The following is a 12,497-nucleotide window of genomic DNA, read 5'->3' on the forward strand; positions in this document are numbered from 1 at the left end:
GTCATTTGACGAGTTTGGCGAGTATTTCGGGAGCGTCAACGAAGGCGAACGGGTTCAGGAACTGCCGCCCCCATAGGAAATTGCGATCGACCTCTGTAAGTGACGCGGCGTCGCATACGTCATTCCAGAATGTCTTGATCGCCCTGATCTGTCGAGCAATGAGATCCGTGGCCTCGTTGGTATCGAGCAGGAAGAGCGGCGCCGCCTTCAGGCAAACGGAGATTTGGCTTGTGCGTTGCTCGCCGACAATGAGCATTGCCTGGGTTGTCTCGCCGACCGTCCTGACTTGCGGGCAGATATCATAGGCGGGCGTCAGCGCGAGATCTTTTCCATTCCAAAAGCCCGCGTGATTGCGGGCATGATCGTCTGTATTGCCGCAAAGGATATTGAACACCATCCGGCCATACAATTCTTTGAGCGTTTCCTTGGGCGAAGTGAACCGGTGACGGATAATAGTCGCAAGGTCTTCGTAGCTTGCGTAACGCGCCATCATCTCGTCGAGCCCGAGCAAGGTCAGCGCTGATACCATGACGCGACGCTGCCATCCGTCATCGACTTTCTGCCGATCGAAACGCTCGATCAGCAGCACCTCTTTGCCGGCGGCGCGCTCGAGAGCGACGGAAGCGGCGGCAAGTCCTGCTTTGGTGGCCAGCCGCATTGCCACGAACTCGGCTTTCACGACATTGTAGAGGTCGTTCTGTGAAGAGAACTTGGTGATGTACTTCTTGCTGTCCGACGTGATCATCGTCTTGGGCCGGGCACCGCCAATCGAGCTTCCGTGCAGAAGCGCGCGATCGAGGTCCTGCGTCAGCGGCAGGCCCTTTTCGACGAGCGCGGTCGCGGCTTGAAGTTCTTCGAGCGATGCAGCCGAAGCCTCCCGCGGCACGTACTTTTCTGCCGACGACTGGAAATCGAGGGCTCCGATGCGGTCGGAGCCAGATTCGAGAAGATAGGTCAGTTCGTCGATCTCCGCAGCGTCGACCTCCTTGCTGCTCTTCCCGAATTTGCGGTTGATGATTACGCGACGTCCCCAGGCGTCGGGAGCCGCGTCGCGAATGCAATTAGGCATCATCAATCCCGGCGTCAGGGGAAGGACCCCACGACGTAACGGCAGTTCCGGATCGTAGAGCGCAATGGCGTTGTTGCGCGCGAGATAGGTCTGTCCGTAGTTGAAGAGGAACTGATTGCCAGAGGCAAACAAGCGGCCGGCCACGACCGGCGTGGTCTTACCGGGTAGCCAGACCCATACGAAGGCCTCGGCCGGCTTCTTGTCAGAAGTCGTCATCGGGCCTCACGCGCGGGGCATGGACGGCTTTTGGCAATAGCCTCATCACGGCCGAATTCGATGCGAGAGCGCTGGTCAGCGTGCGTTCATCCGCTTCAAACAGCGGTGCGCCCGCGATGGTGGCGGCTTCGAAAACGGCGCCAAGTGTGCAGCCAAGATCGCCATTCTCGATACGTCGCAAGAGTCCACGGGAAAGGCCCGCCCGGTCGGCGAGCTCTTCGGTCGTCATCTTGCGATCGATGCGGGCCTTGCGGATGAGCTGCCCCAGAAGTGCAGCCGCATCCTTGGCATATCGAGAGTATGGTCTCGTTTTCTTGGGCATCTCACGATCCATTAATAGACCATTGTGGTTAGTATGGCTCATTTATAAACCAATCTCGAGGATCATGTCAAGTTCTGGTCCATCTGTGAACCAAATCCACTCATATGGTTCGTTAATGGATCATCTTGCCTTGCGGAGCCCGAGTTTGAAGCGGCAATCAACCGACTGCGTATAGCCGATCTCGCCACTCGGGTTTGTGAACGAAAACTGCTGCAGCTCCAGGCACCCCCGCCACCTGCAAACCCGGGCGGAAGCACACCAAAGTCCCAGCCTGAAACGACAGACGATGAAGCGCTTACACGTTCATGTCTCTCGAGATCCGAATCGTAAGATTCGAGTCCTCCCGCCGATCGGAAAGCAGAAGCGATATTTCGCGCTGACATTAACGGTGATCCATGCCGAAGAACGCGGGACACCGAAGAACAGAAAGAAAATCGAGTGGAAACTGATCACCGACCTGCTCGTTCAGTCACGCAAGGACGCCATTGAGAAGCTCGAATGGTATGCGCTGAGGTGGAAAATCGATGTGTTCCACAAGATCCTCAAATCGGGCTGCAAAGCTGACGAGTCGAAGCTCAGGACCGCCCAACGGCTTGCCAATCTGATCTCGGTCTTTTGCATCCTGAGTTGGCGGGTCTTCTGGATGACGATGCTCAACCGCTCGGCTCCAGATGCGCCACCGAGCCTTGCGCTGTCCGACATCGAGATCGACCTGCTTGATCATCTTGTAAAGGATAAAGGCCAAAGGTCGTTCCGACAAAAATCACTGTCTCATTACCTGACCAAGATCGCACGACTCGGCGGTACCTCGCGCGCTCCAATGATCCCCCGCCCGGCAATACGGTTATGTGGCGCGGACTGTCACGCCTTACTGACATCGGGTTGGGCGCCGTCGTTGGGCAGAAATTGTGAGTAATTGAAAGCTTGACCGGATGTGTACGTCCCAAACAGGAGCTATGGCTGATTTTGGGTGACGCGGCCTGATCAGGCGGCGTGGCTTTCAGTGTTCGGAATGACTTCGATTCCGTCGATGAACTTTACACCGGCGATGACTTTCGGCAACTGGTTCGTGCTCTTCAATCGCCGCCAGGTCTTCGATGCGGCGTCGATGAGCTTGAACACCATCAGCTTCGCAGTTTGTTGCGACAGCGATCCCTTGGTCCGCACCGTTCGGTGGCGCACCGTGGCGAAGACGCTCTCGATCGGGTTCGAGCTGCGTAGGTGGATCCAGTGCTCAGCAGGGAAGTCGAAGAAGGCGAGCAGCGCATGGCGATCCTTGATCAGGCACTCCACCGCACGTCCGTATTTGACGTGGTATTTCTCGACGAAGACGTCGATCGCGGTTTCAGCTTCGGCCCGGTGTGGGGCCAGATAGATGTTCCGCAGGTCGTTCTTCATGGGGCCCTGCACGGATTTGGCGACCTTGTCGAGTACGTTGCTCACTTTATGGCACCAGCATCGTTGGTGCCGCGTGCCGGGAAAGGCCTCGTCCAGTGCCTTCCAGAAGCCGAGGGCGCCGTCGCCGATGGCGAGTTGCGGGGCAATCCGTAACCCGCGTTGCCGCAGGTCGATCAGGAGTTCGCGCCAGCTCTGCGCGCTCTCGCGCACGCCGACCTGGAAGCCGATCAGCTCCTTCTTGCCTTCCGGCGTGGTGCCAATCAGCACCAGCATGCATTCGCTGTGATCTTCCATGCGGGCCTGCAGGTACACGCCATCGGCCCAGATGTAGACATAGCGACGCGCCGACAGATCGCGTCTCTGCCAGCGTTCGTACTCGACCTGCCAATCGGCCTTCAGGCCGGCGATCACCGAAGGCGACAGGTTCGGCGCATCCTTGCCGAGCAGCGCCGAGAGCGCCTCCTGGAAGTCGCCGGTCGAGATGCCGCGCAAATAGAGGACCGGGATCAAGGCATCCAGGCTCTTCGTCCGCCGCGCCCATAGCGGCAGGATTGCCGAACTGAAGCGGAGGCGGTCGCCTGGCCCGCTCGCTCCGCGGTCGCGGACCTTGGGACGAGCGACCTCCACCGGACCGATGCCGGTCGCAATCTCGCGCACCGGACCGTGCCCATGTCGGACCAGGCGCGCTCGACCGTCGGGCAGCGTCAGATTGGCCGTGCTGGCCAGAAACGCGCCAACCTCGATCTCGATCGCCCTGGCAAGCAGGTCCCGCGCGCCGGCACGAACGATATCGGTCAGTGGATCATCAACCGCGGACGGCTGACGGAAAGCAAGAACATTGGTAGTCTCGGTCATGGCGTATCGCTCTCCTCGAGAGGTTCTGGCAGGCTCGTCACCCGCCTCGATACGCCGCCTTCCTCACACCGTCATCACCCAGATTCCGCCATAGCTCCCCAAACAGCGCCGATGCGTGTGGAAACGGATTTCGCCGTCGCAAGCGGCTATGGCTCGCTCGATATCGTCAGCAATCAGGAATCCTGGAACCGACGCCAGTTGCCAATTGGTGAAGAGCGTCCTGCTCAGCGCCGCATCTTCGAGCAATCGCCAAGGTCCGCACAGTTAACGAGTGACCCACATTTGCTTGAAGTCTAACATCGGCAGCACGGATAGTCGCACCAGCTCTCCGGCGCCATTTACAGGACTGAGGTGCAGACTGTCGAGGAGCTCAAGCTAAATGATCTCGAAGTACCTCCGACGTTCGAAGTCGGTGACCCGATGTTGAACGGCTTCCCATTCCCAACGGCGGGAGCAAGAAAAGGCTTCAACAAACCTTTCTCCGAAGACATCATTGGCCGCTGGAGACTGTGCAAACCGTGATGTTGCCTCTGATAGGCTTTGGGGCAGTCTCGCGGACGGACGACACATCTCCACGCCTGCATCACCGACGATCGAAGCCGGTAGTGCCACATCCGTCTCGACGCCCAGTATTCCGGAACCAATGGCACATGCGAGCGCGAGATATGGGTTCGCGTCTGCGCCAGCCAGCCTATACTCCAGGCGATGGGCCGACGAATCTCCCGGAATCGCACGAACCGCGCAGGAGCGGTTGTCAACTCCCCAGCTTGGACAGATTGGTGCCCAGCAGCCGGGTACCAATCTCTTGTAGCTATTGAAGTTCGGCGCTGCGAGCACACAGAAATCATTCATGTATTCCAGTTGTCCGGCGATGAATTGCCTCATAAGCTTCGAGACGTTGCCGAACGCATCGCTGTCGTAAAACGCATTCTGACCATCCGCGGACATCGAGATGTGAATATGGCCGGACTGGCCAGGCCATTTCTCGGAAACCTTGGCCATGAATGTAGCCATCATGCCTCGCGTTTGCGCCCAGGCTTTTATCATCGACTTGAATATGGTTGCTCGATCGGCAGCTTCCAGCGCATCACAATGACGAAGTGACGCTTCGACCACGCCAGGCCCCGTTTCAAAGTGCAGTCCGCTGAGAGGTATTCTAGCCTTCTCACAAAGCGCCAAGATCTCATCGAACAGCTCATGTTGCGCGACAGAGCGCGCAATCGAGTAGCCGAACGGGCCCCGTGTTAAAGGAGCCCATTCGCCGAACGGCTTATCTTCAATTGTGTCGGCGTTCTCCTTGAACAGCATAAATTCAAACTCGAACCCGGCAGCGCAGCCGTATCCGTGGTCAGCGGCCCTTCTCAGGACCTTACGCAGAATACCGCGCGGGCAGATGTTCTCATGTGCGCCCGTGAACTCGGCCAGGTAGAGATATTGATCGCCGACATAAGACACTGAACGGCCGGTGCCTGACAGAATACGCAGATCAGCATCTCCGAACGCTGATAGCGGCTTTTGCGTGAAACTGGCCGGAATGACCCGGTCCGAGCAATCCCACGCCAGCACCGCTTCAGAGAACTTGATAACTTTATCGCCATCCGACAGATCTTCACCTAAGACGTGTTTGCCTCGCAGGACGCCATCGAAGTCGCTTACGCCGATCATCGCCGCGCGGGCTGGATTCGCCCCGGTCAACCTGGCATTAGTTGGCATTAGTCGCGATCCACTAAATCGAACACCTGATCCATCCGCATTGCTCGCAACTTGTCATAGTCATCCTCAAGCTGCGTCAAGTCGCTATTCACGAGATAAACGATGCCTGGTGTCGACGCCAAGTCGATCGTCGGAACCAGCTCTTGACCAATCGGAACGAATGCAATGGCATCCGCGAAGCTCGGGAGCTTGCGGATAGCTTCGAGTCCCGGGTAACCGACAACGACACCGCCCATATCGGAGATCAGCGAGACGCATAGTGCGTGAGCTTGCCGCTTGTATGGCCCGCGCAGCCTCATGTACTCACCAAAGCTCTTGGGATCTGCGTAGCGCCAGGCCGTCAGCGTCATATGGTTGTGCCCCAACGCCATGGTTCGTGCTTTTGCCGACATGGTCCCTTGAAGCCTCGCTCCGAAGTCCACCAGAACCGGCCCCCGACGATCGACAATGATCTCAGCATGAGCTGGTCCGTCGACGATCTGAAGCGCCTGCAACGCACGCACCAAGTAGTCGGACAGCTCCTGAACGATTGGTTCGCTGCCCCCCAACAACCTCTCAAGTGAGCAGACCGATGATGCCCCCTGAATAGGAACGGTGTCATAGGTCCAGGCCTCCGTAACGAAGGCTTCCCCGTCGATCGAGACGGCATTTACGGTGTATTGCTGGCCGTTTATTTTTTCCTGCCCAAGGGCAAAGCGATTCAACGCTCCGACACGGTTCGTCTTCCCGACAATTGCGCTTAGAGCCCGCTGAATATCAGCATCTGTCGAGCAAAAGAATACATCCTCGGTACCAGTACTGTTCAGAGGCTTGATCACGATCTCGTCGAACTTCGCTTCATGCTTCCAACTTGCGAACTCTACAGCACTGTCGGACACGACTTGTCTGATCGATCGCACGCCTGCAGAGGTCAGCGCGCAAGACAACCGCGCTTTGTCACGCCGAGCAGCCGATAGCGCGGTGCCATTCGAAGGTAAGCCCAGCCGCTCCGACAAAGAATCGGCGAGCTCAACTCCGGTCTCGCAGCCCGCGATAACGAACTCCAATTCCCTACCATGGAGAGCCTGAAGATGATATTCAACGATGTCGTCATACCCCATGTGCTCGCTGGGGCGAATGACTTCATCATACAGATCCGCATTGAAATGCGATTGGAATATGGGTGGAATCTGTGCAGCCGACATCGCATGCACCGTTCCAATTCCATAGCGCTTGAATTCTTCCGGTAGGTAGCGGCCGCTAGAGTATGCGTCTACGATTACACAGTTCCGTTCTTTCATGCGGATCTCCGATACTGCAAGTAGATGCTGCCGACAGAGACAGCCGTAATGAGAACATTTCCAACGAACGTATGTGACGAAGGCACGATGCGAGAATCGAAGTACTGGAACAGGAAGGTGATGATAGGGGCGGTGGACAGGACCATGTTGACGGTGAAGGGCTCTAGGCGGCGAATGCCCTGCTGGATCAAGAGCAAAGGAACAATGATCGTCGACAGCCCAGTTGTTGCGATCGCAAACCAATGCTGCGAGATCTCGATCACCATAGATGAATGGTCGACCAGTCCCAGCAGCAAGAGAATCGTTCCATAAAAGCGATGCGCCAGCACTTGTCGGCCAGAAAAGCCACGGTCGAACAGCAGTTTAACAAGTATATTTGTAACGGCCAGCGATAGGCCGGCCACGATGGCCAAGACGATGCCAAAGGACGATCGAGCCCCCCACTCCACGCCCGCGTTGCCGCTGGCCGAGATCCAAATCATGTAGCTCCCGATCGTCGCGATCGTAACGCTCACGACAATATCGGATGCTGGAGGGGCGCCCTGGCGCCTGATCAGTGCGTTTAACCACACTGTTGCAGTGGGCCCCAACGCCACCATAAAGGCGACGACGATCGCAGGTTCAGCGTATTTCAGGCCGATAAACAGGCCGATCCAGCTGATCGCTGTCACGGCATTGAGCGCGACGAAGATCAGGAGCGACCATTTCGCCACCCTTGCTTCGCCTCCCTCGTGGTGAGCCAGGAGATTGAACGTCAGACAAATCACAGCGAAGGACAGCAGGAGCGCGACGAACACATCTGCTTGCTGAAAATACGATGCCGCATAAACCTCGCCTGCCGCGCTCACGACGACATAAAGCGCCACAAAGAAAACTCCTAGAGCGAAGCGATTCGTCAATCGCGCACTCTTCCTGTGCCCGCGCGGCGGCGCACGGCCCTCGCAGGACCAGACGCGTACATCGGCTCCGACGGATTCTCGTTTCGACCTGCACGGACCACGTTTGGTTTGAAATGTCACAATCCGCCTCTAGTGCTTCTTAGTTCGGCAGTACCCAACACACGCCTCTCCAAATGCCTTGAACAGTTGCTTGCTGAGGAGATCGGTTGAGACGTGCCATTCGGGGTGCCATTGCACACCGGTTTGCAGCGTCGGCGCGCCAATGACCGAGGCCGCCTCGACCAGACCGTCAGGCGCCCACGCCTCCCGCCTCAGCGCCGGGGCAAGCGCCTCGATGCCTTGATTGTGCAGCGAGTTGACTTGCGCTTCGATCGCCCGCGCGACTGGAAAGAGCGCGCCATCGGAACATATGCTGACGCTGTGCGCGGCGTCGTACTGACGGTCTCTAGGACGATCTGACTTCTCGGCATGCATCGCGCCACTTTCCGGCCTCCACTCCGCAAGCGATGGGCGGAGTGTGCCGCCGAAATAGACGTTGAGTTCCTGAAGCCCACGGCAGATGCCCAGAATAGGCATTCCGAGCGCGATGGCGCTCTCTATGGTTACGGCAGAGAGCCTGTCCCGCGGGCGGTCAAGGATCCCAACCTCAACGTCCTGCGGATCAGCCTCCGTCAAGGACGCAGGCGCTCTCAGGACGGCGGGGTCGATGTTCGATTCATCACCAGTCAACACCAGGCCGTCGAGCCGGCGCATGATCGCCGGGGCGATCTCCTCCCGCGCGTCTTCGGCGTCGACCGTCGGCAATATGACGCAAGCCACTCCCGCATGCCGATGGAGTGCCTGCACGTACTTGCGCCGCAACCAGTCGCGATGCACACCATCGACCAAAAGACGGTTCGAGGTGACGCCGACCACGGCTCGGGCGCGCTCTGGCCGAAGCAACGTCACGCCCCCTGCCCTCGCGTGCGAACGTCGGCAACGGACTGCTCATACAACCGTCGATTTCGCTCTTTCAACTGAGCTATGACGCTAGGTTGACCTTGAGGTCCCTTGACAAAGAGCCCGCCCCAGGTAGCGGCAACCTTCGCGTAGTTCGGATCCTGCATTCGGATTTTCTGAGCTTTGCGCAACAGCCAAAACGGGATACCCGGCGAAAGGTGATGCTCAAGATGGTATTCATCCAGATTCTGTCCAAGGATGGCCCGCTCGAGGAAACTTCCTTTCCGATTCCTGGTGAGATAGACGTTTTGCGTCTCGGTTTCGCACATAGGTGAGTGCTCAGCGAGCTCGATAAACCAGCCGAGGACCTGAAACGTGGTAAGATAGGGCACGATCCAAAACAGGACGACGATATGGAGCAGCCCAAGAGCATATGACCCGGCCAGGATGCTGATCCAGAAGAGATAGAAGCCATACTTGTCGACAAGTATGGCTGAGCGGCTCTGATCCTCGGCATTTGTGATCGAAAACCGATTCGTCCAAAGATATTTCAGATACGTCACTGTTGCGCCGCCGAAGATCGGCTTCCAGATGATGTTGAAAGCGTACCGCTCCGGAGACTGCACGTCGTAAACGCCGCTGGCCAGGAAGAACTTCAGGTCGGGATCCTTGTCCGGGTCGCCGAGATAGGGATGATGCAAATAGACGTGCGAGATCCGGTAGGCCCAGTGGCGCTGGAACAAGGGATAGGCCGCGAACAGAATGCCGAGCACATAATTCCAGGTCGTGTTCTTTGCGAGCGTGCGGTGAGCCGCATCATGAGCGATGGTTGTCAATCCGCGCTGATAGGCACCAATCAGAAGAACGGCCAGCGGGTAGAGCCACCATGAGACGGACACAGTCGCGAGCGTGCACGCTGTGATCACAGCGTAATCTTTAGCAATATAAGCGGCTCCCGTTATGTTGTCGGGCCTCAACTCGGAGAGCTGCCTATTGATCTCTCGGCTGAATTGAACGGCCTCATAGCGTGATGACCTCAATTTCCAAGCCTCTGCCTGATTCATGAGAACCTCTTCCTGATCGCCTTGCGGGTTGTCAGATTGCGGAAAGCGCCTTGTCCAGATCGCGTACGATGTCGCTGACATCTTCTATGCCGACGCAAAGTCGGATCGAGCCGCCAAATATGCCGGCGGCTTCGCGCTTTTCCCGCGGGACGGTGGTGTGGGTCGTCGAGACAGGATGGGTCACGAGCGTGCGGGCATCCCCTACATTCGAAACGTGATACATCAAGTCGACGTTCTGGATGAACTTGCGCCCAGCCTGTTCATCCTCCACTTCGAACATGACCATCGCCCCGTGCCCGTATGCGGCATTGAGTGTCTGGTCGACGGTTTCCCGATCGGCGCCTTCAAAGAGCCCCGGGTAGAAGACACGGCGCACTTTAGGATGCTCCTTGAGAACGTCGGCCACGATCCTGGCATTCGCGCAGTGCTGCTTCATGCGAAGGGGCAGCGTTTCAAGCCCTTGGATCAGTTGAAAGCTCGCAAACGGGGCGATCGCCGCGCCGGTATCGCGCAACCAGGTCATGCGAGCCTTGAGGAGAAACTCGCTCTTTCCAAGATCGTCGACATCGCGCACCGCGTTATGCCAGACAATTCCGCCATGCGCATCGTCGGGACGGTTGAACAAGGGAAAGCGAGAGGCTCCCCGGTAGCTAAACTCGCCGTTGTCAACGATCAGTCCGCCGAGCGTCGTGCCATGGCCGGATATATATTTCGTTGCGGAGTACGTCGTAATCGCAGCGCCAAGATCTGATGGCCGGCATACCAGTGGCGTCGTCGTATTGTCCACGACCAAAGGCACGCCGTACTTTCGGCCGATCTCCACCAGCTGTTTGACGGGGAGCGGAATCAGACAGGGATTCGAAATCACCTCTCCGAACAGGCATATCGTGCGATCATCAATGGCACGTTCGAACGTCTCGGGCCTTCGAGGATCTGCCGTCCTCACGCTGATCCCAAGACGCTTTAATGTGTTGTGGAGCAGGTTCCAGGTATTGCCATATAGATACGGAGAGGCGACGACATTGTCCCCCACATCGCCACTTGACAGGTTGACAATAGCAAGGAACGTCGCCGCTTGACCTGACGCAACGGCGAGCGAGTCGCTTCCCATATCGACGGCGGCGTAGCGTCTTTCCAGCGCGCGGGTCGTCGGATTGATGATCCTCGTATAGGTGAACCCATCAGCCTTAACGTTGTAGACGTCAGCAATGTGGTTTAGATCGCCATCGAGTTCATAAGCCGTATTCTGGTAAATCGGCACTGCGACGGCTTTCGTCACCGGGTCGCTTCGATAGCCCGCATGCAAAACAGCAGTCTCGGCAGAGAACGACAGCTGCGGGTCCGCAGCCGCTCGAGCCGGCATCTTTACGCGAGCCCCGCATGTCTCTTGGCCCGATATCGGGCCCGCTGACCGAGCCTGACCGGACCGGAAATATGTACGAAAAGCGCACCCCAACTGCTCGATCCAGCTGGATTGGATTTCCCCGATGCAACCGACTCGAAAACTCCGCGTCGCAAGATGCAGCTTCGAGTAGATGTAAAGGTTGTGGGCCGCCAAGTGGCGATACAGCCCATCGAATCCTGCCTGGTCCACGATTCCGGACGGCGCACTGAACGCGACGCAGACCGGCGACTGCAAGTCCGCGGACAGCAGCGGAGACACTACTCCTTCGAGTTCTTTGACGAGATCGTCCCTGACCTTCTCGTATCTGCAGCGCCTGGCATCAATGCCCTCCTCGTGCAGAATCTTCAAGGCCTTTGTCGTTGCCTGAACGACGTGGGTGGGAGGGGTCGATCGCCACTCGCCGGTGCGCTCGAGTGAGAGCCATTGATCTCTCACGTCGAGCACAAACGACCTCGGTTCTTGAACCGCATTCTCCAGCAGCTCGCGAGACGCGATGACAAACGCTACTCCCGGCGGCCCTTCTATGCACTTGTTGCTCGACGTAACCAGGACGTCAGGTCCACGCTGGCTCAGGTCGATATTAAGGGCGCCGAAAGAACTCATCCCATCGATGATGGTCTTTACGCCACGTCGCCTCGCCTCCTCCACGATCGCGTCCAGCGGATTGACGATCCCGGTGGTCGTCTCACAGTGCACGAGACACAGGTGCGTAACGCCAGGGTTTCGGCTCAGATGCTCGCCAATTTCTTGAGGATCCAAAGGATCGGTCGCTCGCTTGACAAGCTTCAGTGCTTCGACGCCCCACAGCCGCAAAATTTCTAAAATGCGCTCGCCATAGATGCCGTTTATGCAAACGAGCGGCCTGTGGGCTCGGGACACAAATGAAGAGAGAGCGGCTTCCATTGCAAAGGAGCCGCCTCCCTGAATAGGCACCACCGAATGGTCGCCAGCATTTCCCAGCAAGTTGAGCATCAGCCGCCTCATGCAGGCGGTCACTTCCTTGAACTCGCAATCGCGCGATGCGAGATCAAGCTGCATCTGGCTCCTGACCGCCAGCGATAACGACAATGGACCAGGCGTCAGCAAAGAGCGCTGTCTTGTCAAACCATTCCTCCTCAAGTTGTATTCGTCAATGGATCTGAAGTACGCCCACCCCACCAGGGGAGCCCCTGTGGCGAGCGTCGACTTCCTCGGTCAACAGCTTAGGAACGTCATAGATCGCGGGCGCGTTTCTGGTCGGCGTCCGAAAAGCCTGCCGGATGACAACCTCCATATCTCATCGCAGATGCAGAGCGATCTTCAAAGCTCCTCACCGATGCCATTCAGACTTCCTAGAA

Annotated in this window: 11 protein-coding genes; 1 reads left to right on the forward strand and 10 read right to left on the reverse strand. The window is 57.7% G+C overall.

Annotated elements, in window-relative coordinates; genetic code table 11:
• Window position 1 precedes the first annotated feature (1 nt).
• Together EI171_RS38920 and EI171_RS38925 are read right to left on the reverse strand one after the other, a co-directional pair.
• Window positions 2–1,285 (reverse strand): type II toxin-antitoxin system HipA family toxin, encoded by a 1,284-nt coding sequence (locus EI171_RS38920; RefSeq protein WP_161536424.1) that lies wholly within the window; start codon window positions 1,283–1,285, stop codon window positions 2–4.
• The gene (locus tag EI171_RS38925; RefSeq protein WP_161536425.1) at window positions 1,272–1,607 is read right to left on the reverse strand and encodes a helix-turn-helix transcriptional regulator; all 336 of its coding nucleotides are present in this window, start codon (window positions 1,605–1,607) and stop codon (window positions 1,272–1,274) included. Before EI171_RS38925 ends, EI171_RS38920 begins: the two co-directional genes overlap by 14 nt.
• 286 nt (window positions 1,608–1,893) lie before the next feature.
• On the opposite strand from EI171_RS38925, the gene EI171_RS38930 reads away from it, so the two are divergent.
• Entirely contained in the window at window positions 1,894–2,523 is a 630-nt protein-coding gene (locus EI171_RS38930) for a hypothetical protein (protein WP_246740365.1), read from the forward strand.
• 68 nt (window positions 2,524–2,591) lie between these two features.
• On the opposite strand, the gene EI171_RS38935 is transcribed toward EI171_RS38930, so the two are convergent.
• The 8 genes from EI171_RS38935 to EI171_RS38970 form a co-directional block, all read right to left on the reverse strand.
• Window positions 2,592–3,860 (reverse strand): IS256 family transposase, encoded by a 1,269-nt coding sequence (locus tag EI171_RS38935; protein WP_038952271.1) that lies wholly within the window; start codon window positions 3,858–3,860, stop codon window positions 2,592–2,594.
• Between the two features lie 63 nt (window positions 3,861–3,923).
• A complete protein-coding gene (locus EI171_RS38940) occupies window positions 3,924–4,106 on the reverse strand; it encodes a hypothetical protein (RefSeq protein ID WP_161536426.1) in 183 nt (60 codons plus the stop codon).
• 129 nt (window positions 4,107–4,235) lie between these two features.
• Entirely contained in the window at window positions 4,236–5,573 is a 1,338-nt protein-coding gene (locus tag EI171_RS38945; RefSeq protein ID WP_161536427.1) for a glutamine synthetase family protein, read from the reverse strand.
• Window positions 5,573–6,853, reverse strand: coding sequence for an ATP-grasp domain-containing protein (locus EI171_RS38950; RefSeq protein WP_161536428.1), 1,281 nt, complete (start codon window positions 6,851–6,853; stop codon window positions 5,573–5,575). Before EI171_RS38950 ends, EI171_RS38945 begins: the two co-directional genes overlap by 1 nt.
• Window positions 6,850–7,752 carry a DMT family transporter gene (locus EI171_RS38955; protein WP_097669825.1) on the reverse strand — a complete coding sequence of 301 codons (903 nt, stop codon included), beginning with the start codon at window positions 7,750–7,752 and terminating at the stop codon, window positions 6,850–6,852. Before EI171_RS38955 ends, EI171_RS38950 begins: the two co-directional genes overlap by 4 nt.
• 129 nt (window positions 7,753–7,881) lie before the next feature.
• Window positions 7,882–8,667, reverse strand: a complete 786-nt coding sequence (locus tag EI171_RS38960; RefSeq protein ID WP_246740366.1) for a gamma-glutamyl-gamma-aminobutyrate hydrolase family protein — start codon at window positions 8,665–8,667, stop codon at window positions 7,882–7,884.
• A gap of 29 nt (window positions 8,668–8,696) precedes the next feature.
• Window positions 8,697–9,755 carry a dhydrorhizobitoxine desaturase gene (gene rtxC, locus EI171_RS38965; protein ID WP_097669827.1) on the reverse strand — a complete coding sequence of 353 codons (1,059 nt, stop codon included), beginning with the start codon at window positions 9,753–9,755 and terminating at the stop codon, window positions 8,697–8,699.
• 31 nt (window positions 9,756–9,786) lie between these two features.
• Window positions 9,787–12,198 carry a 2-aminoethylphosphonate--pyruvate transaminase gene (locus EI171_RS38970; RefSeq protein WP_161536430.1) on the reverse strand — a complete coding sequence of 804 codons (2,412 nt, stop codon included), beginning with the start codon at window positions 12,196–12,198 and terminating at the stop codon, window positions 9,787–9,789.
• Between the last annotated feature and the right edge of the window lie 299 nt (window positions 12,199–12,497).

The organism is Bradyrhizobium sp. LCT2 (assembly GCF_009931255.1).
In the GTDB taxonomy this organism is placed as follows: Bacteria; Pseudomonadota; Alphaproteobacteria; order Rhizobiales; family Xanthobacteraceae; genus Bradyrhizobium; species Bradyrhizobium diazoefficiens.